21 protein-coding genes are annotated in these 18598 nt (G+C 53.4%); 14 read left to right on the top strand and 7 right to left on the bottom strand.

Annotated features, from left to right (window positions below; translation table 11 throughout):
• Positions 1 to 17 precede the first annotated feature (17 nt).
• From upp to OGV94_RS03025, 3 genes are all read left to right on the top strand, one after another.
• Complete coding sequence (upp, locus tag OGV94_RS03035) at positions 18 to 644, top strand: uracil phosphoribosyltransferase (RefSeq protein ID WP_003835110.1); 627 nt, start codon at positions 18 to 20, stop codon at positions 642 to 644.
• 95 nt (positions 645 to 739) lie between these two features.
• Entirely contained in the window at positions 740 to 2029 is a 1290-nt protein-coding gene (uraA, locus tag OGV94_RS03030) for a uracil permease (protein ID WP_016157119.1), read from the top strand.
• 95 nt (positions 2030 to 2124) lie between these two features.
• A complete protein-coding gene (locus OGV94_RS03025) occupies positions 2125 to 2826 on the top strand; it encodes a DnaA inactivator Hda (RefSeq protein WP_211924219.1) in 702 nt (233 codons plus the stop codon).
• Between the two features lie 35 nt (positions 2827 to 2861).
• Here OGV94_RS03025 and arsC read toward each other — a convergent pair whose 3' ends face one another.
• Together arsC and bepA are read right to left on the bottom strand one after the other, a co-directional pair.
• Complete coding sequence (gene arsC, locus OGV94_RS03020) at positions 2862 to 3221, bottom strand: arsenate reductase (glutaredoxin) (protein ID WP_047409559.1); 360 nt, start codon at positions 3219 to 3221, stop codon at positions 2862 to 2864.
• Between the two features lie 11 nt (positions 3222 to 3232).
• A complete protein-coding gene (gene bepA / locus OGV94_RS03015; RefSeq protein WP_286522559.1) occupies positions 3233 to 4696 on the bottom strand; it encodes a beta-barrel assembly-enhancing protease in 1464 nt (487 codons plus the stop codon).
• Positions 4697 to 4922: 226 nt separating this feature from the next.
• Between bepA and OGV94_RS03010 the strand changes: the two genes are divergently transcribed.
• The 4 genes from OGV94_RS03010 to iadA all read left to right on the top strand — a co-directional run bounded on the left by OGV94_RS03010 (position 4923) and on the right by iadA (position 8451).
• Positions 4923 to 5987, top strand: a complete 1065-nt coding sequence (locus tag OGV94_RS03010) for an AI-2E family transporter (protein WP_006683504.1) — start codon at positions 4923 to 4925, stop codon at positions 5985 to 5987.
• Between the two features lie 166 nt (positions 5988 to 6153).
• Complete coding sequence (locus OGV94_RS03005; protein ID WP_286522557.1) at positions 6154 to 6813, top strand: nucleoside recognition domain-containing protein; 660 nt, start codon at positions 6154 to 6156, stop codon at positions 6811 to 6813.
• A gap of 1 nt (position 6814) precedes the next feature.
• A complete protein-coding gene (locus OGV94_RS03000) occupies positions 6815 to 7276 on the top strand; it encodes a YjiG family protein (RefSeq protein ID WP_286522555.1) in 462 nt (153 codons plus the stop codon).
• Between the two features lie 11 nt (positions 7277 to 7287).
• On the top strand, positions 7288 to 8451 hold the full coding sequence (gene iadA, locus OGV94_RS02995) for a beta-aspartyl-peptidase (protein WP_043017167.1): 1164 nt from the start codon (positions 7288 to 7290) through the stop codon (positions 8449 to 8451).
• 116 nt (positions 8452 to 8567) lie between these two features.
• On the opposite strand, the gene bcp is transcribed toward iadA, so the two are convergent.
• Both bcp and OGV94_RS02985 read right to left on the bottom strand, forming a co-directional pair.
• Positions 8568 to 9038 (bottom strand): thioredoxin-dependent thiol peroxidase, encoded by a 471-nt coding sequence (gene bcp, locus OGV94_RS02990; protein ID WP_286522553.1) that lies wholly within the window; start codon positions 9036 to 9038, stop codon positions 8568 to 8570.
• The gene (locus tag OGV94_RS02985; protein ID WP_043017165.1) at positions 9038 to 9610 is read right to left on the bottom strand and encodes a glycine cleavage system transcriptional repressor; all 573 of its coding nucleotides are present in this window, start codon (positions 9608 to 9610) and stop codon (positions 9038 to 9040) included. The genes bcp and OGV94_RS02985 overlap by 1 nt, the downstream gene beginning before the upstream one ends.
• A gap of 145 nt (positions 9611 to 9755) precedes the next feature.
• Between OGV94_RS02985 and dapA the strand changes: the two genes are divergently transcribed.
• The 6 genes from dapA to ypfH all read left to right on the top strand — a co-directional run bounded on the left by dapA (position 9756) and on the right by ypfH (position 16309).
• Positions 9756 to 10634, top strand: coding sequence for a 4-hydroxy-tetrahydrodipicolinate synthase (gene dapA / locus OGV94_RS02980; RefSeq protein ID WP_199994329.1), 879 nt, complete (start codon positions 9756 to 9758; stop codon positions 10632 to 10634).
• A gap of 16 nt (positions 10635 to 10650) precedes the next feature.
• On the top strand, positions 10651 to 11685 hold the full coding sequence (gene bamC / locus OGV94_RS02975; RefSeq protein WP_043017164.1) for an outer membrane protein assembly factor BamC: 1035 nt from the start codon (positions 10651 to 10653) through the stop codon (positions 11683 to 11685).
• Between the two features lie 111 nt (positions 11686 to 11796).
• On the top strand, positions 11797 to 12510 hold the full coding sequence (gene purC / locus OGV94_RS02970) for a phosphoribosylaminoimidazolesuccinocarboxamide synthase (RefSeq protein WP_003835086.1): 714 nt from the start codon (positions 11797 to 11799) through the stop codon (positions 12508 to 12510).
• A gap of 129 nt (positions 12511 to 12639) precedes the next feature.
• Entirely contained in the window at positions 12640 to 13506 is an 867-nt protein-coding gene (gene ypfJ / locus OGV94_RS02965; protein ID WP_005121887.1) for a KPN_02809 family neutral zinc metallopeptidase, read from the top strand.
• Positions 13507 to 13521: 15 nt separating this feature from the next.
• Positions 13522 to 15537 carry a tRNA(Met) cytidine acetyltransferase TmcA gene (locus OGV94_RS02960; protein ID WP_181634432.1) on the top strand — a complete coding sequence of 672 codons (2016 nt, stop codon included), beginning with the start codon at positions 13522 to 13524 and terminating at the stop codon, positions 15535 to 15537.
• 73 nt (positions 15538 to 15610) lie between these two features.
• Positions 15611 to 16309 carry an esterase gene (ypfH, locus tag OGV94_RS02955; protein ID WP_047409580.1) on the top strand — a complete coding sequence of 233 codons (699 nt, stop codon included), beginning with the start codon at positions 15611 to 15613 and terminating at the stop codon, positions 16307 to 16309.
• A gap of 92 nt (positions 16310 to 16401) precedes the next feature.
• On the opposite strand, the gene OGV94_RS02950 is transcribed toward ypfH, so the two are convergent.
• From OGV94_RS02950 to OGV94_RS02940, 3 genes are read right to left on the bottom strand one after another with little or no spacing between them, the layout of a single operon-like run.
• A complete protein-coding gene (locus tag OGV94_RS02950) occupies positions 16402 to 16602 on the bottom strand; it encodes a YpfN family protein (RefSeq protein WP_003835080.1) in 201 nt (66 codons plus the stop codon).
• 27 nt (positions 16603 to 16629) lie between these two features.
• Positions 16630 to 17757: a succinyl-diaminopimelate desuccinylase gene (dapE, locus tag OGV94_RS02945; protein WP_003037976.1), complete on the bottom strand. Its 1128-nt coding sequence runs from the start codon at positions 17755 to 17757 to the stop codon at positions 16630 to 16632.
• Between the two features lie 3 nt (positions 17758 to 17760).
• Positions 17761 to 18117 carry an ArsC family reductase gene (locus OGV94_RS02940; protein WP_047409584.1) on the bottom strand — a complete coding sequence of 119 codons (357 nt, stop codon included), beginning with the start codon at positions 18115 to 18117 and terminating at the stop codon, positions 17761 to 17763.
• A 387-nt stretch (positions 18118 to 18504) separates the two neighbouring features.
• Between OGV94_RS02940 and ypfM the strand changes: the two genes are divergently transcribed.
• Positions 18505 to 18564, top strand: coding sequence for a protein YpfM (gene ypfM / locus OGV94_RS02935; protein ID WP_001386977.1), 60 nt, complete (start codon positions 18505 to 18507; stop codon positions 18562 to 18564).
• Positions 18565 to 18598 lie beyond the last annotated feature (34 nt).

Below are 18598 nucleotides of genomic sequence, written 5' to 3'. Positions count from 1 at the left end.
GAGGAAAGGAGAAGAGTATGAAGATCGTGGAAGTCAAACACCCACTCGTCAAACACAAGCTGGGACTGATGCGTGAAAACGACATCAGCACTAAACGCTTTCGTGAACTCGCCTCGGAAGTTGGCAGCCTGCTGACTTATGAAGCAACCGCAGGTCTGGAAACCGAAAAGGTGACCATTGAAGGCTGGAATGGCCCGGTTGAAGTTGACCAAATTAAAGGTAAGAAAATCACCGTTGTGCCAATCCTGCGTGCGGGCCTGGGCATGATGGAAGGCGTTCTGGAAAACGTTCCAAGCGCGCGTATCAGCGTGGTCGGTATGTACCGCAATGAAGAGACGCTGGAGCCGGTTCCGTATTTCCAGAAGCTGGTTTCTAACATCGATGAGCGTATGGCGCTGATCGTTGACCCGATGCTGGCGACCGGCGGTTCCGTTATCGCTACCATCGACCTGCTGAAAAACGCAGGCTGCACCAGCATTAAGGTGCTGGTCCTGGTTGCGGCACCAGAAGGTATCGCGGCACTGGAAAAAGCGCACCCGGATGTTGAGCTGTACACGGCCTCCATCGATCAGGGACTGAACGAGCACGGATACATTATTCCGGGGCTTGGTGATGCCGGCGATAAGATTTTTGGTACCAAGTAAACGAATAAGTGAAAAGAAGCCGACTTTAAGAGTCGGCTTTTTTTTGAATATAACAACCCAATGCGAATAACAAACAACACTCAGAGGAAAACACTATGACGCGCCGTGCTATCGGGGTGAGTGAAAGACCGCCGCTTTTACAGACAATCCCGCTTAGTTTGCAGCACCTGTTCGCCATGTTTGGCGCAACGGTACTGGTGCCAGTCCTGTTCCACATCAACCCGGCTACCGTTTTGCTGTTTAACGGCATTGGTACATTGCTGTATCTCTTTATTTGTAAAGGAAAAATTCCAGCCTATCTGGGGTCCAGCTTTGCATTTATTTCCCCGGTACTGCTGCTGCTGCCGTTAGGATATGAAGTGGCACTGGGTGGTTTCATTATGTGCGGCGTCCTGTTCTGCCTGGTTTCTTTCATCGTTAAGAAAGCAGGTACCGGCTGGCTGGATGTGATGTTCCCGCCTGCGGCGATGGGCGCAATCGTTGCTGTTATCGGTCTGGAGCTGGCTGGCGTCGCTGCGGGCATGGCGGGGTTACTGCCTGCTGAGGGGCAATTACCGGATTCAAAAACCATCATCATCTCGATGGTGACGCTGGCGGTTACGGTATTTGGCTCCGTACTGTTCCGCGGTTTTATGGCGATTATCCCGATTCTGATTGGGGTACTGGCCGGTTATGCGCTCTCTTTCGTGATGGGCGTCGTGGACACTACGCCGATTGCGCAGGCCCACTGGTTCGCGCTGCCAACGTTCTATACGCCGCGCTTTGAATGGGTTGCCATTCTGACCATCCTGCCAGCAGCGCTGGTGGTCATCGCTGAACACGTCGGGCACCTGGTAGTAACGGCGAATATCGTGAAAAAAGATTTGATTCGCGACCCAGGCCTGCATCGTTCTATGTTTGCTAACGGTCTGTCTACGGTTATCTCCGGTTTCTTCGGCTCAACGCCGAACACCACGTACGGCGAAAATATTGGCGTAATGGCGATTACCCGCGTTTACAGTACCTGGGTTATCGGCGGCGCGGCGATTTTTGCCATTCTGCTCTCCTGCGTGGGTAAACTGGCGGCGGCGATCCAAATCATCCCACTGCCTGTCATGGGGGGCGTATCACTGCTGCTGTACGGCGTGATTGGCGCTTCCGGTATTCGCGTATTGATCGAGTCGAAAGTTGACTACAACAAAGCGCAAAACCTGATCCTGACCTCGGTTATTTTGATCATCGGCGTAAGTGGCGCGAAAGTTCACATTGGCGCCGCAGAGCTGAAAGGCATGGCGCTGGCGACCATTGTTGGCGTCTGCCTGAGCCTGATTTTCAAAGTTATCAGCCTGCTGCGCCCGGAAGAAGTCGTGCTTGACGCAGAAGATGCCGACAGTCCGCAACAGTAAATCTCTGACCGGGCGGCGGTGCTGCCCGGTTCTATCACGACGTATTTCTGTGTTAAACTCAACGCGATTTTATGAAATCCTGGGTTGAGGTATCTCTGAACACACCGGCACAGCTCTCTTTGCCACTTTATCTTCCTGACGACGAAACTTTTGCAAGTTTCTGGCCGGGGGATAACTCCTCTTTACTGGCTGCACTGCAAAACGTGCTGCGTCAGGAACATAGCGGGTATATTTATCTCTGGTCGCGCGAAGGCGCTGGCCGTAGTCATTTGCTGCATGCAGCCTGTGCGGAACTGTCCGCGCGCGGTGATGCAGTAGGTTACGTGCCGCTCGATAAACGCACCTGGTTTGTCCCTGAAGTGCTCGACGGGATGGAGCATTTATCGCTGGTATGCATCGATAACATCGAATGTGTGGCCGGGGATTCGCTGTGGGAAATGGCGATCTTTGATCTCTACAACCGCATCCTGGAGTCGGGGAAAACGCGCCTGCTGATCACCGGCGATCGCCCGCCAAGACAGCTGAATCTGGGGTTGCCGGATCTCGCCTCGCGCCTGGACTGGGGACAAATCTACAAGCTGCAGCCGCTTTCCGATGAAGATAAGCTGCAGGCGTTGCAATTACGCGCCAGACTTCGTGGATTTGAACTGCCGGAAGATGTGGGACGCTTTCTGCTTAAGCGTCTGGATCGGGAAATGCGTACGCTGTTTATGACGTTGGATCAGTTAGATCACGCATCGATCACCGCCCAGCGCAAACTCACCATTCCGTTCGTAAAAGAGATACTGAAGCTGTAAGCGCCGCAGCCGAAAAGACTGCGGCAGGTTGCAGGTTAACCGATGATTTCCAGTACCTGCTCTGGCGGACGACCAATCCGCGCCTGGCCTTTGGCGACCACAATTGGGCGCTCCATCAGTTTCGGGTTTTCCACCATTGCCTGAATTAGCGCATCTTCACTCAGATTTTTGTCCGCCAGGTTAAGCGATTTATAGAGATCCTCTTTCTGGCGCATCAGTTCACGTGCGCTGGACATGCTGAGCATCTGCAGCAGTTCACGCAGGGTTGCGGCATCAGCCGGCGTTTCCAGATACAACACCACCTCCGGGTCCACGCCGTTGGACTTCAGTAATTCCAGCGTTTCGCGGCTCTTGGAGCAGCGTGGGTTATGGTAGATTTTGATCGCGTCTGACATTTTTCTTCCTGTTACATTTTCGTGTACGGTTTAAAGCGCTCTTGCAACTGGCGTAGCTGGTCAATACGGGCATCGTATCTGGCCTGCTGCTGGCTACCCAGTTTCACCTGAGAGCTTGCGCTGCTGAGCATCGAAATCGCCTGATCCAGACGCCCTGCAAGGGCATACCCTTCGGCGCGCGCCGCCAGTTCCTGATCGCGGTTGTTCAGGTTGGCTTCCGTTTGCGCTAACAGATCCCAGCCGTTGGGATCGTCCTTATGGTTAAACGTATAGCGATTCAGGATGGTTGCCGCCTCTTTGGCTTGTCCTCCTTGTAAATACGCATTCGCCAGGTTGAGCTGCAGTACCGGGTTAGTGCGCAGGTCGCGGGCGTTTTTCAACCGATTAATAGCGTCGCTGGTTTTCTTCTGACCGAGATCGATATCCGTAGCCAGGTCGAGATACCAGGCATTGTTTGGATCTGCCGCCAGCAGCGGTTGCAGCGCTTTACGCGCCTCGTCGTATTTACTGGCTTCCATTGCCTGCAATGCCCGACCATACTGCGCCGCACGTTGCTCACGCACGTTGCCTTTCGACCAGTTACTCAGCAGGTCGTCGGTCAGTTGGTTGCGACCAGAATTGTACATGCCCAGGGTTCGCGCCTTAGCCAGATAAAAATCTTCTGATGACTGGACGACCACCGGGCGCATTTGGTTGGCGCGGTTACGGGCATCCGACAGACGGCTTTCTGGCAGGGGGTGGGTCAGCAAAATTTCCGGTGGACGCGAAGAGTAACGGGCCTGATCGAGCAGTTTTCCCAGGAACGTCGGCATGGCCTGGGGATCGAATCCCGAGCGTTGCAGTACCTGAATACCGATGCGATCCGCTTCCTGTTCGTTTTGCTGCGTAAAGCTGATCATTCCCTGGCGCGTACCCGCCAGCGTACCGGTCAGCGCCGCCATACCCGCCTGGGGGCTGGCCATCGCTAATAAAATGGAGCCTAACGCACCGACCCACGTTAGCGGCGCGCTGCGTTTCTGATCTTCCATAGCACGCGCCAGGTGACGCTGCGTAACGTGGGAAATTTCGTGCGCCATAACCGATGCCAGCTGGCTTTCGTTATCGGAATAGCGGAATAACGCGGAGTGCAGGACAACGTTGCCGCCAAAGAAAGCAAAGGCGTTGATTTCATCGTTGTTAATCAAAAAGAAGGTGAAGGGCGTTTTTACCGAGTCGGCGTGCGAGACCAGACGCATCCCCAGCGCATTAATGTATTGGGTGAGCAACGGATCGTTAATTAATGGCGCACTGCCGCGCAGCTGGCGTACGTAATAATCGCCCATCTGCATTTCCTGTCCTATGGAAAGCGTGCTCCCTGCCGAGGTTCCCATATCAGGCAGGGTGTCCGCAGTATCAGCAAATGCGGGCGCGACCTGACCGATGGTCAGTGCGGCAATGAGGGTAGCAACCAGGTTTTTTTTCAACTGCCTGAACATAACCTCTGTCCTGTATTCTTTTTTGAGATAGCCATTTGACCAATGCCGTGAAGTATCGTTCACACTCCGCAAGCTTAGGGAGTGTAACTGCGAAACCTGACGATGAACACCCAGGAAAAATGTCTTTTCACTTTGCGTAATCAGCCATAAAAAGCGAAGTCTTTTTTGTGACATTTCGATACAATTCGGGATCGCAATCCCGCTATTGGGTTCATGGAAGGGTTTTATGCTCGAAATGTTGATGCAATGGTATCGCCGCCGCTTTAGCGACCCCGAAGCCATCGCCTTGCTGATTATTCTGGTTGCCGGTTTTGGCATCCTGTTCTTCTTTAGCGGTCTTCTGGCGCCGCTGTTGGTCGCCATTGTGCTGGCTTACCTGCTTGAATGGCCGACCGTACGGCTGGAACATATAGGTTGTTCACGGCGTTGGGCAACATCGATCGTGCTGGTGGTGTTTGTCGGTATTTTGCTGCTGATGGCGTTTGTGGTGATGCCCGTTGCATGGCAGCAGGGGATCTACCTGATCCGCGATATGCCCGGCATGCTCAATAAATTGTCTGATTTTGCCGCCACCTTGCCACGACGTTATCCGGCGCTGATGGATGCGGGCATTATTGATGCGATGGCGGAGAATATGCGCTCGCGAATGCTCACCATGGGTGATTCGGTGGTGAAATATTCGCTGGCCTCACTGGTCGGTTTGCTGACGCTGGCGGTTTACCTGGTTCTCGTCCCATTGATGGTGTTCTTTCTGATCAAAGATAAAGGACAGATGCTGAACGCCGTGCGCCGGGTGCTGCCGCGTAATCGCGGGCTGGCGGGGCAGGTATGGAAAGAGATGAATCAGCAAATCACCAACTATATCCGCGGAAAGGTGCTGGAAATGGTGGTGGTCGGCGTGGCGACCTGGCTAGGCTTTCTACTGTTTGGTCTCAACTATTCGCTGCTACTGGCGGTGCTGGTAGGGTTCTCTGTGCTGATCCCGTATATCGGCGCTTTTGTCGTGACGATTCCGGTAGTCGGTGTGGCGCTGTTCCAGTTTGGCCTTGGCACCGAGTTCTGGAGCTGTTTTGCCGTGTACCTGATTATCCAGGCGTTGGACGGTAATCTGTTGGTGCCGGTGCTGTTCTCCGAGGCGGTAAATCTGCATCCGCTGGTGATTATTCTGTCGGTGGTGATCTTCGGCGGCCTGTGGGGATTCTGGGGCGTATTCTTTGCGATTCCTCTGGCAACGTTAATCAAAGCGGTAATGCATGCCTGGCCGGATGGTCAGGCCGTTGATGAACCCTAATCCGCATGCTCTGGCGATGCAATGTCGCCGGAGCTGAACTTGTCGGACCTCTATCCACACTTTCTGAATATTCTCCTCGGCTGTCGTTTTTCTCCGCATTTGTCTTTAACTTGACCTGCGTGATGTCTTTTAGTCACACAAGGAATAAGGCCAACTGGAGAACAAAATGGGTCACAACACACACACGCAGCAAAAGGTGGGATGGGGCGGTTATCTCGCTTTTTTTATTACGATTATTCTTTTTTCCGGCATGTTTGCGAAAAGTACCGAATGGTGGCGGGTCTTTGACTTCACCGTCCTCAACGGCGCATTTGGGCAGATTAATGCGGCGGGCGACACGGCAGTCTCTTTTCGCGGCGCGGGCGGTATGGGCGCCAAAGATGGCTTCTTATTCGCGCTTGAGCTTGCGCCTTCCGTCATTTTTTCGCTCGGGATAATTTCCGTCACTGAAGGGCTGGGAGGTTTACGTGCGGCGCAACAGCTGATGACGCCTGTCTTGCGCCCGTTACTCGGTATTCCAGGGATTTGTTCGCTGGCGTTGATTGCGAATTTGCAAAATACCGATGCCGCCGCCGGGATGACCAAAGAAATGGCGGAAGAGGGCATTATCACTGAACAGGAACGTGCCATTTTTGCCTGCTGGCAAACCAGCGGCAGCGCTTGTATTACCAACTATTTTTCCTCTGGCGCTGCGCTGTTTACGGTGGTTACCGTTCCGGTAATTACGCCGCTTGCGGTGATCCTTGTCTTCAAATTTGTGGGTGCGAACCTGCTGCGTTTATGGATTGCGCAGCTGGAAAATCGCCGTATGCAGCAGGAGGCGTGAGATGACAACGCAGGTACGTAAAAACGTCATGGATATGTTTATCGATGGCGCACGGCGCGGATTTACTATTGCAACGACCAGCCTGTTGCCTAACGTGGTGATGGCGTTTGTAATTATTCAGGCGCTGAAGGTGACAGGGCTGCTCGAAGTTGTCGGGCGGGTATGTGAGCCGGTTATGGCGCTGTGGGGCTTGCCGGGGGAATCTGCCACCGTGCTGCTGGCGGCGGTGATGAGTATGGGAGGCGGCGTCGGCGTTTGCGCCAGCCTGGTTGTCGCCGGTACGCTTTCGGGACATGATGCCACGGTATTGTTATCGGCTATCTACCTGATGGGCAATCCGGTGCAAAATGTGGGACGCTGTCTGGGGACCGCGGGGGTTCATCCCCGTTACTACCCGCTGATTATTGCGGTATGCGTAATTAATGCGCTGCTCTCTATTTGGGTTATGCAGGTTATTGCCTGACAAGGAAGGTTATGAATTGTTCCATTCTTAATTTGACGTTGTTCCAGCAGGGACACGTGTACGCGCCGGAAGATTTAGGGCGCCAGGACATACTGGTGTCCGGCAGCAAAATTGTTGCCATCGCGCCGTTGATTTCCCCTGAAGATTTTCCCGGCTGCACGTGCATCAATCTTGACGGCGCGATTGTGTGTCCGGGGTTTATCGATCAACACGTCCATCTGATTGGCGGCGGTGGAGAAGCGGGGCCGCACACCCGCACGCCGGAAGTGCGCTTGTCGCGGCTGGTTGAAGCTGGCGTCACCTCGGTGGTGGGATTACTGGGTACTGATGGTATTACCCGTCACCCGGAATCGCTGCTGGCGAAAACCCGCGCGCTGGAATTTGAAGGCATTAGCGCGTGGATGCTGACCGGGGCGTATTCTCTACCTTCCCCGACTATTACCGGCAGCATCGATCGCGACGTGGCGCTGATCGATAAAATTATTGGCGTGAAATGCGCGGTTTCGGACCACCGTTCTTCCGCTCCGGACTCTTCGGCGCTGGCAAACATGGCGGCGCAAGCTCGCGTGGGTGGATTGTTAGGACGAAAACCGGGAATCAGCGTCTTCCATATGGGCGACAGCCCGCGCATGCTGGAGCCGTTGTACCAGATCCTCGACTGTTGCGATGTGCCGATTACCAAACTGCTGCCGACCCACGTTAATCGTGCACAACCGTTGTTCCAGGCGGCGTTGGAGTATGCCCGCAAAGGCGGTTATATCGACATTACCAGCAGTATTGATGAGCCCGTCGACCCGGCCACGGCAATCGCCACGGCGCTTAGCCAGAACGTGCCGCTGTCGCGTATTACGCTGAGCTCAGACGGCAACGGCAGCCAGCCGGAATTTGATGAGTACGGTAACCTCACCGGCATCGGTGTCGCAGGGTTTGAATCGCTGGCAGAAACGGTGCGCCAGTTGGTGAAGGTTCATGCCATACCGCTGGAGCAGGCGCTGTGTCCGCTGACGCGTACGGTCGCAGAGTTTTTGGGACTGGAGCATAAGGGGCGTCTGGCGGTGGGATGTGATGCAGACATTCTGGTGCTCAACGACGCGCTGGAGGTTCATCACCTGTGGGCGAAGGGAAAAGCCTTGGTCAGGGAGAAAAAAGCCTGCGTAAAAGGGACGTTTGAATAAACGAGGTTGATGCCGGATAGCGGCGTAAATGCCTTATCCGGCCTGCGGGGTTGCGGGGAAACAGGCCTGATAAGACGCGTAGCGTCGCCATCAGGCTTTATCCGGCAAAACGTAAATCAAGCGTTCTCTTTCAGCCAGTTCATTACCACATCGTGGTGGTTACTGGTTTTGAAGTCATCAAACACATGCTCAATTTTCCCTTCAGCATCAATCAGGAAGCTGATGCGGTGGATGCCATCGTAGGTTTTGCCCATAAACGATTTCTCACCCCAGACGCCGAACTGCTCGCAAACCTGATGATCTTCGTCGGACAAGAGCGTGAAGTTAAGGACTTCTTTTTCCGCGAATCGGGAAAGCTTCTCTGGTTTATCGGTGCTGATTCCCAGCACTTCAACACCTACTTTTTTTAACTCATCCATGTTATCGCGCAGGCCGCAGGCCTGAACGGTACAGCCGGGTGTCATGGCTTTTGGGTAAAAATAAACCAGAACACGCTGTCCCTGGAAGTCGGTTAAATTTACTTGTTCTCCGTCTTGATCCGGCAAGCTAAATTTCGGTGCGATATCACCGGCTTTCAGTGGGTTCATTACTTAACTCCATCCTGTTCATCATGCTGTGAGTAATTGACGACGTTAATACTGCCTTGCGCATTGAGTTCTGTACAGAGTGCTTTAAACGCATCTTCAATATTTGCCGCATCATGTGACGCAGGACTATGTGCGGTGATTTGAATAAACAGCTGTGCCGCCTTTCCGTTCTCAGCCGGTTGCGTGCGTGACACCAGTTCCGCAATATTCATTTGGTGGCTGTCAAACAGGGCGGTAAAGCGTTCAATCAAATGTGGAGAATCAGGGACATCGACTTGAACCCATACCGTCGCGGGCATCGCCGGACGGGGGCGCGCGGTCGTGCGCTTCATCACGATCAGTAAATCCAGCTCTGCACCTTTCAATGGTAAGGTTGATTCAATCAGGGTGATGGCATTCCAGGTGCCCGACAGCAACATGATAAACGTGAACTCGTCACCCAGCATGGCCAACCGGCTGTCTTCGATATTACAGCCGCAACTGCTGACATGACGCGTGATGGTGTTCACAATTCCTGGGCGGTCAGCACCCAGCGCAGTAATGACCAGATAGTGTTGCGATGACGATGTCAAACCTGTTCTTCCTTTGAGCGGTGAGGTAATCATAAGGAAAGCATAAAAAAAACATGCATACAACAATCAGAACGGCTCTGGTCGCTTGCTTTTATTGTCGTACCAAACGTACCATTGAGACACTTGTTTGCACAGAGGATGGCCCATGTTCACGGGAAGTATTGTCGCGCTTGTTACGCCGATGGATGAGAAAGGTAAAGTCTGCCGGTCGAGCCTGAAAAAACTGATTGATTATCATGTCGCCAGCGGCACCTCGGCGATCGTTTCGGTTGGCACCACCGGTGAGTCTGCCACCCTGAGTCATGATGAGCATGGCGATGTGGTGATGATGACCTTGGAGTTGGCCGACGGGCGTATTCCGGTAATAGCCGGAACCGGCGCCAATGCGACCGCGGAAGCCATTAGTCTGACGCAGCGTTTCAACGACAGTGGTGTTGTCGGCTGCCTGACGGTGACGCCTTACTACAACCGCCCAACCCAGGAAGGTTTGTTCCAGCATTTCAAAGCCATCGCTGAACATACTGACCTGCCGCAAATTCTGTATAATGTGCCGTCCCGTACCGGCTGCGATATGCTGCCGGAAACCGTTGGTCGCCTGGCGAAAGTAAAAAATATTATCGCTATTAAAGAGGCCACGGGGAACTTAAGTCGCGTTCACCAGATCAAAGAGCTGGTTCCAGACGACTTCATTCTGCTCAGCGGTGATGACGCAACCGGACTGGATTTTATGCAGCTCGGTGGTCATGGCGTGATTTCCGTAACGTCTAACGTTGCGGCGCGTGACATGGCTGAAATGTGCAAACTGGCGGCAGCCGGGCACTTTGCCGAGGCGCGGGTGATTAACCAGCGTCTGATGCCGTTACACAACAAACTATTTGTCGAACCCAATCCTATCCCAGTGAAATGGGCGTGTAAGGAGTTGGGACTTGTGGCGACCGATACGCTACGTCTGCCGATGACGCCAATCACGGACAATGCTCGTGAAATCGTCAAAGCGGCGCTTAAGCATGCCGGTTTGCTGTAAAGTTTAGGGAGATTTGATGGCTTACTCAGTACAAAAGTCGCGCCTGGCCAAGGTTGCGGGTGTTTCGCTTGTTATGTTGCTCGCGGCCTGTAGTTCTGACTCGCGTTATAAGCGCCAGGTGAGCGGTGATGAATCCTATCTGGAGGCCGCACCGCTTGCTGAGCTTCACGCTCCAGCCGGAATGATTCTGCCGGTTATGTCGGGTGACTATAATATCCCGGTAACCAACGGCAGCGGTGCCGTGGGTAAAGCGCTGGACATTCGCCCACCGGCTCAGCCGTTAGCACTGGTCACCGGCGCTCGCACTCAGATCGCGGGTGATACGTCGACGTTGCTGGTGGAAAATGGTCGTGGAAACACGTTGTGGCCACAGGTCGTTAGCGTCATTCAGTCTAAAAACTACACGATCACCAAACGTGATGATGCCAGTCAGACTTTGACCACCGATTGGGTTAACTGGAACCGTCTGGATGAAGACGAGCAGTACCGTGGACGTTATCAAATCTCGGTTAAACCGCAGGGCTATCAGCAAGCGGTAACGGTGAAACTGATTAACCTCGAGCAGGCGGGTAAACCCGTAGCCGATGCGGCATCAATGCAGCGTTACAGCGCTGAGATGATGAACGTTATCTCTGCTGGTCTGGATAAGAACGCCACCGACGCCGCGAATGCCGCGCAAAACCGCTCGGCAGCCACCATGGATGTTCAGAGCGCCGCCGATGACACCGGTTTACCGATGCTGGTGGTACGTGGACCGTTCAACGTGGTATGGCAGCGTCTGCCGGCAGCGCTTGAGAAAGTGGGGATGAAAGTGACCGACAGCACCCGCTCTCAGGGCAGCATCGCCGTCACCTACAAACCACTGTCCGATAGCAACTGGCAGGAGTTGGGCGCAAGCGATCCGGGTCTGGTATCCGGCGACTACAAACTGCAGGTCGGTGATTTAGACAACCGCAGTAGTTTGCAGTTTATCGATCCGAAGGGGCATACCCTGACGCAAAGCCAGAACGACGCGCTGGTCGCCGTCTTCCAGGCCGCGTTCAGTAAGTAAAAATAAAGGGCTGGATAACTCCAGCCCTTTTTTTCTGATATGATACGCAAACGTGTGCGTCGGCAGAAAAACGCAATATTTATCGTTAATTCACACCCAGGAGTAATAAAGATGCAAAAGCAAGCTGAGTTGTATCGTGGTAAAGCGAAGACCGTATACAGCACGGAAAACCCGGACCTGTTGGTGCTCGAATTCCGCAATGATACGTCAGCAGGGGATGGCGCGCGCATTGAACAGTTTGACCGTAAAGGCATGGTGAACAACAAGTTCAACCATTTCATTATGACTAAACTGCAAGAAGCGGGCATTCCTACCCAGATGGAGCGACTGCTTTCCGATACTGAATGTCTGGTGAAAAAACTGGAGATGGTACCGGTTGAATGTGTGGTACGTAACCGCGCGGCAGGCTCACTGGTTAAGCGTTTAGGCGTTGAGGAAGGTATTGAACTGAATCCGCCGCTGTTTGATCTGTTCCTGAAAAACGATGCTATGCACGATCCAATGATTAACGATTCCTATTGCGAAACTTTTGGTTGGGTGAGCAAAGAGAATCTGGCGCGTATGAAAGAGCTGACCTACAAAGCCAACGACGTGCTGAAAAAGATGTTTGATGATGCGGGTCTGATTCTGGTCGACTTCAAACTTGAGTTCGGTTTGTATAAAGGTGAAGTGGTTCTGGGCGATGAGTTTTCACCGGACGGCAGTCGTCTGTGGGACAAAGAAACGCTGGATAAAATGGACAAAGATCGCTTCCGCCAGAGCCTGGGCGGGCTGATCGAAGCCTATGAAGCCGTCGCGCATCGTCTGGGTGTGAAGTTAGACTAATCCTCCCTCTGAGCCGGCGATCGCTCTCCGGCTCATCAATCCCGCTGATTTTGATTACTGTTTCTTATGGTAATCCTGTTCCGAACCGCCTACGATCATCATCATAATGAATAAAAAGTTGAGGTGATTATGCGCTGGCAAGGGCGTCGTGAAAGTGACAATGTGGAAGACAGACGAAACAGCTCCGGCGGTGGCCCCTCTATGGGCGGCCCTGGTTTTCGTTTGCCCAGTGGTAAAGGCGGCATCATCCTGCTAATCGTGGTGCTTGTCGCAGGTTATTATGGCGTGGATCTCACCGGATTAATGACCGGTCAGCCTGTTTCCCAACAGCAATCATCACACTCCATCAGCCCAAATGATGATGAAGCAGCGAAATTTACCTCGGTAATTTTGGCCACCACGGAAGATACCTGGGGACAGCAGTTTGAAAAAATGGGGCGGACCTACCAACAACCGAAGCTGGTGATGTATCGCGGAGCAACGCGAACCGGCTGCGGCGCGGGCCAGTCCGTGATGGGACCGTTTTATTGCCCGGCAGATGGCACGGTATATATCGACCTCTCATTCTATGATGACATGAAAAACAAACTGGGCGCCGATGGTGATTTTGCTCAGGGTTATGTTATCGCCCATGAAGTGGGTCACCATGTGCAGAAACTGCTGGGTATTGAACCGAAAGTTCGCCAGATGCAGCAGAATGCCTCACAGGCTGAGGTAAATCGTCTTTCCGTGCGTATGGAACTGCAGGCGGACTGCTTTGCCGGCGTCTGGGGCCACAGTATGCAGCAGCAGGGCGTGCTGGAGTCCGGTGACCTGGAAGAAGCGCTGAACGCCGCTCAGGCCATTGGCGACGATCGCCTGCAGCAGCAGGGACAAGGACGCGTTGTGCCGGACAGCTTTACCCATGGTACTTCCGAGCAGCGTTTTACCTGGTTCAAACGCGGTTTTGACAGCGGTGATCCGGGACAATGTAATACTTTTGGTAAAGGCATTTAAGATACAGAGGCAGGGATGTCTGATATCACGGCGCTGAGCGCGTTAACCGAACAGATGAGCCGCGAAGGGATCCGTCGTCTGCTGATTATCAGCGGCGAAGGGAACTGGTGTCAGGAGCGGGCATTAGCGCTACGCAACATGTTAACCGGCGACTGGCTATGGGTAGGGGCGCAAGCCCCTGCTGAGCCGAACTGCACGCCGCAGGCGCTGCAAACGTTACTAGGGCGCGAGTTCCGTCATGCGGTTTTTGACGCAGGGCAGGGATTTGACGCTGCGGCATTTGCCGCCTTAAGCGGAACGCTGATTGCCGGAAGCTGGCTGGTTTTGCTGACTCCACCCTGGCATAGCTGGCAGACCTATCCGGACGCGGATTCACTGCGCTGGGGCGACTGCGCTGAACCTATCTCAACACCGTACTTTGTTGAACACGTTAAACGGGTAATTTCCTGTGACGGGCAGGCTCTGCACTGGCAACAGCATCTGCCTGCATCCAGCCCAGGTTTTCCTGTTCGTGCAGACTGGCACGCGGCAACCGGTGAACCTCAGCCTGAACAGGCGCTGATTTTAGCGCAGTTGCTGGAGATGCCTCCCGGCGTGGTTGCGGTCACTGCCGCACGTGGCCGGGGCAAATCCGCGCTGGCGGGGCAACTGATAGCACGTATCAACGGGACAGCGATTGTTACCGCGCCTGCCAAAGCGGCAACCGATGTGCTGGCGCAATTTGCCGCAGAGCGTTACCGCTTCATGGCCCCGGATGCGCTGTTAAGCAGTTCTGCAACCGCAGACTGGCTGATTGTAGATGAAGCCGCCGCGATCCCCGCGCCGCTGCTGCACCAACTGGTGGCGCGTTTTCCTCGTACACTGTTAACCACCACCGTTCAGGGCTACGAGGGGACTGGCAGAGGCTTCTTGCTGAAATTCTGCGCCTGCTTCCCCACTCTTCGACGCTATGAGTTGCAACAACCCGTACGCTGGGCGCAGGGATGTCCGCTGGAGCAAATCGTCAGCGATGCGCTGGTGTTTGGTGATGAAACGTTCACGCATACCCCATTGGGGGATTTGCACTTCTCGGCGTTTGAGCAACGCGCCTGGCATACAAACCCGGCGCTGCCGTTAGCGGTATATCAACTGCTTTCCGGGGCGCATTATCGCACCTCGCCACTGGACCTGCGGCGGATGATGGATGCGCCGGGGCAGCATTTCCTTCAGGCTTCGGCTGCTGACTCGGTGGCGGGAGCCGTCTGGCTGGTCGATGAGGGGGGATTAACTGCAGAATTAAGCCAGGCCGTCTGGGCCGGATATCGCCGACCAAGAGGCAATCTGGTTGCACAGTCACTGGCGGCGCATGGCGGTGACCCGTTGGCGGCGACGCTTGTCGGGCGACGGGTTAGCCGAATTGCGGTTCACCCCGCGCGCCAGCGAGAAGGTATCGGGCAGCAGTTGATTATGCAGGCCCTGCGTTATTCCATGCAGTGTGATTATCTGTCCGTCAGCTTTGGTTATACGGCTGAACTATGGCGTTTCTGGCAACGCTGCGGTTTTGTGCTGGTAAGGATGGGCAATCATCGGGAAGCCAGCAGCGGCTGTTACACCGCTATGGCGATACTTCCCATCAGCGAAGCGGGTAAACGCCTTGCCCGGCGGGAACACCAGCGCCTGCGCAGGGATGCGGAAATCCTTGCGCAGTGGAATGGAGAGCACATTCCGCTGACCCCGCTGAAAGAGGCTACGCTTAATGAGGATGACTGGGCTGAGCTGGCTGGGTTTGCCTTCGCGCATCGACCATTGCTGACATCGCTGGGCTGTCTGAGTCGTCTGCTTGAGCACAGCGAACTGCCTCTTCCGGCGCTTCGCGGGCGTTTACAGGCTAAACACAGCGACGCCGAATTATGCCAACGGCTGAAGATCTCAGGTCGCAAAGCGCTGCTGGCGGTTCAGCGAGCTGAGGCTGCGCAGGCCTTAAAACAGCTGGACGCTGAACGTGAACAGCGGCTACATAATCGCATTATGCAATGGCAATTTTTTCACTAACTTCTTCAATTTCCTGGCATGGTCATTGCGGTTAAGCGGCGTAGAATGATTCTCATCAGTTAAGGAGATCGCCATGAAACATGACCATTTTGTTGTTCAAAGTCCCGATAAACCCGCTCAACAGCTATTGTTGCTGTTTCATGGCGTCGGCGATAACCCGGTTGCCATGGGGGAAATTGGCTCCTGGTTTGCGCCGCTGTTTCCGGATGCGCTAATCGTTAGCATTGGCGGGGCAGAGCCTTACGGTACAACTTCTGGACGTCAGTGGTTTTCGGTGCAGGGCGTAACGGAAGAGAACCGTCAGGCGCGTATTGACGCGATTATGCCGGTGTTTATCGAAACAGTGCGTTACTGGCAGAAGCAAAGCGGCGTTTCACCGCAGGCTACCGCGCTGATTGGTTTTTCTCAGGGTTCTATTATGTCGCTTGAGAGCATCAAAGCCGAGCCGGGGCTGGCGTCGCGGGTCATTGCCTTCAATGGTCGCTATGCCACTTTACCGGAGACGGCAACCACTGCGACTACGGTGCACTTGATTCACGGCGGTGAAGACCGGGTGATTGAGTTATCTCACGCCGTTGCCGCGCAGGAGGCGTTAATTCGCGCCGGTGGGGATGTGACGCTGGATATCGTTGAAAATCTGGGGCACGCCATTGATGAACGCAGCATGCAGTTTGCGCTCGATCATTTGCGTTTTACCGTACCGAAGCACTACTTTGATGAAGCGCTGAGCGGTGGTAAGCCTCACGATGATGATGTGATTGAGATGATTTAACCTGTAGGCCGGATAAGGCGAAGCCGCCATCCGGCATGACAGTCAGTGATAGTGCCGGATAGCAATGTGATATGTGTTATCCGGCCTACAAATTATTTCTTCGGTTGATCCTTATTCGGCCAATCGTCGTCGTCATCCCATTTATCGTTAAAGTCACGATGCGGGGGAAGTTCCGGCTTATTCGCAAGAAATTTCTTGTGGTCGACGCGCTTGAGATCTTTAATCACGTTCAGCAGTACGCCTACCAAAAACACCAACACCAGAATCCACCAGTACTTTGCCAGCCAATCCATGCTCATTTCCTCTTACAGGAACACTCATCAGGCGACGAGTTGTTCCATGATACGTTGATACATTCGGGCAAGCAGCTGCAGGTCGGCGGCATTAACACATTCATTAATTTTATGAATAGTGGCGTTGACCGGCCCAAGTTCTACTACCTGCGCCCCCATGCGAGCAATAAAACGCCCGTCGGACGTCCCGCCTGTAGTCAGTAACTGCGGTTTAATCTCATTATAGTGCTCAATGGCGTTCACCACCGCATCAACCAGTTTACCGCGTTCTGTCAGGAAAGGCTGACCGGAAAGCCACCAGTCGACGGTATAACGGAGCTGATGTTTCTCCAACAGCGCGTGAACCCGTGCTTTAATCATCTCATCGGTCAGCTCAGTGCTGAAACGGAAGTTGAACTGGATAAACAGTTCGCCGGGGATAACGTTGTTGCTGCCGGTACCTGCCTGAATATTGGCAATCTGCATGCTGGTCGCCGGGAAGAATTCGTTACCCTGATCCCACTCAATCGCCACCAGTTCGTTGAGCATTGGCGCCGCGCGGTGTACCGGGTTATCGGCCAGATGCGGATAGGCTACGTGGCCCTGCACACCGTGAATGGTTAGGTTGCAGGTCAGTGAACCACGACGTCCATTTTTCACCACGTCGCCAACGATCTCCGTACTGGACGGCTCGCCAACCAGACAATAATCCAGTCGCTCATTACGCGCCATCAGCGCTTCAACTACCTTCACGGTGCCGTTTTTAGCGCTGGCTTCCTCGTCGGACGTTATCAAAAACGCCAGACGACCCTGATGGTTTGGATGCTGGGCAACAAAACGCTCTGCGGCCACGACCATCGCCGCCAGCGAACCTTTCATATCCGCTGCGCCACGCCCGAACAACATGCCATCGCGAATGGTCGGTTCGAACGGGGGGTTAATCCAACGATCAACATCGCCGGCAGGCACTACGTCAGTGTGACCGGCAAATGCCAGAGTCTCACCTTTACCGCGCCATGCCCAAAAATTCTGTGTGTCACCAAAATCCATACGCTCAACGGTAAAACCTACCGCGCGCAGGCGTTCAATCATTAACGCCTGGCACCCGGCATCATCCGGGCTCAGGGAAGGACGGCGAATAAGCTGCTGTGTCAGCTCAATAACCGGGCACGACATAGACTACACCTCATTAAAAAACAGAGTATAACTGGATTCACTGAAACCAAGCAGCATAGGCTTACCCGGCGCGCAGAGCAATGGGCGTTTGATAATTGCTGGCATTTCAATCATCAACGCGGCGGCAGAGGAGGCATCTGTGATTTTACTGCGTGTGGCTTCATCCAGTTTACGCCAGGTGGTTCCACGCGTATTGAGCAATGGCTCCCAGCCTAATTCGCTAATAAAAGAGTGCAATAGCGCATTGTCCAGGCCGTCGACGCGATAATCATGAAAGCGGTATTCGACCCCATTGTCTTCGAGCCAGCGTCTGGCCTTTTTAATCGTGTCGCAATTCTTAATGCCGTAGAGGGTAATCATTTGAATCCTTATTGACATAAATTGAATATTTATTCTCGTATTCTATAACTATGAATAATACATATTGTCATCGAATCGTTATAGAAAAATATAACATTGTTGTTGAATGGTGAATAATGATTCCTGAAAGTTCCAAAACTCGCGGGAAACTGAAAATCAGAATTTGCCTGTTTGCATCAGCCTGTTTTTCCATCAGAATTGACAAAGTAGTAGATGATGTATGAATATTTCAAAATATTGCAGTAAGTCACATAAAATTTATGGGTTTAGCGCATAGTGATTACATATACCCCAGCACTGGAGGAAGTAATCACAACCATCGGTTAAATTGCCTTCTTTTAAAGATGATGATTTCGTAGAATGCCCATAATAATAAGAGAGGTTGTTATGATTGAACGTGAACTGGGGAACTGGAAAGACTTTATCGAAGTGATGCTTCGTAAATAATTTTCTGGAAGAAATTCATATCCTGCAAAGGATA

The organism is Citrobacter sp. Ce006 (assembly GCF_030336535.1).
GTDB classification, from domain to species: Bacteria; Pseudomonadota; Gammaproteobacteria; order Enterobacterales; family Enterobacteriaceae; genus Citrobacter; species Citrobacter europaeus.
This window is presented reverse-complemented; position numbering and strand designations above follow the sequence as displayed.

Coding starts and splice junctions, on each gene's coding strand:
- upp (WP_003835110.1), top strand. CDS start 18: ATGAAGATCGTGGAAGTCAAACACCCACTCGTCAAACACAAGCTGGGA.
- uraA (WP_016157119.1), top strand. CDS start 740: ATGACGCGCCGTGCTATCGGGGTGAGTGAAAGACCGCCGCTTTTACAG.
- arsC (WP_047409559.1), bottom strand. CDS start 3,221: ATGTCAGACGCGATCAAAATCTACCATAACCCACGCTGCTCCAAGAGC.
- bepA (WP_286522559.1), bottom strand. CDS start 4,696: ATGTTCAGGCAGTTGAAAAAAAACCTGGTTGCTACCCTCATTGCCGCA.
- OGV94_RS03010 (WP_006683504.1), top strand. CDS start 4,923: ATGCTCGAAATGTTGATGCAATGGTATCGCCGCCGCTTTAGCGACCCC.
- OGV94_RS03005 (WP_286522557.1), top strand. CDS start 6,154: ATGGGTCACAACACACACACGCAGCAAAAGGTGGGATGGGGCGGTTAT.
- OGV94_RS03000 (WP_286522555.1), top strand. CDS start 6,815: ATGACAACGCAGGTACGTAAAAACGTCATGGATATGTTTATCGATGGC.
- iadA (WP_043017167.1), top strand. CDS start 7,288: ATGAATTGTTCCATTCTTAATTTGACGTTGTTCCAGCAGGGACACGTG.
- bcp (WP_286522553.1), bottom strand. CDS start 9,038: ATGAACCCACTGAAAGCCGGTGATATCGCACCGAAATTTAGCTTGCCG.
- dapA (WP_199994329.1), top strand. CDS start 9,756: ATGTTCACGGGAAGTATTGTCGCGCTTGTTACGCCGATGGATGAGAAA.
- bamC (WP_043017164.1), top strand. CDS start 10,651: ATGGCTTACTCAGTACAAAAGTCGCGCCTGGCCAAGGTTGCGGGTGTT.
- purC (WP_003835086.1), top strand. CDS start 11,797: ATGCAAAAGCAAGCTGAGTTGTATCGTGGTAAAGCGAAGACCGTATAC.
- ypfJ (WP_005121887.1), top strand. CDS start 12,640: ATGCGCTGGCAAGGGCGTCGTGAAAGTGACAATGTGGAAGACAGACGA.
- OGV94_RS02960 (WP_181634432.1), top strand. CDS start 13,522: ATGTCTGATATCACGGCGCTGAGCGCGTTAACCGAACAGATGAGCCGC.
- ypfH (WP_047409580.1), top strand. CDS start 15,611: ATGAAACATGACCATTTTGTTGTTCAAAGTCCCGATAAACCCGCTCAA.
- OGV94_RS02950 (WP_003835080.1), bottom strand. CDS start 16,602: ATGGATTGGCTGGCAAAGTACTGGTGGATTCTGGTGTTGGTGTTTTTG.
- dapE (WP_003037976.1), bottom strand. CDS start 17,757: ATGTCGTGCCCGGTTATTGAGCTGACACAGCAGCTTATTCGCCGTCCT.
- OGV94_RS02940 (WP_047409584.1), bottom strand. CDS start 18,117: ATGATTACCCTCTACGGCATTAAGAATTGCGACACGATTAAAAAGGCC.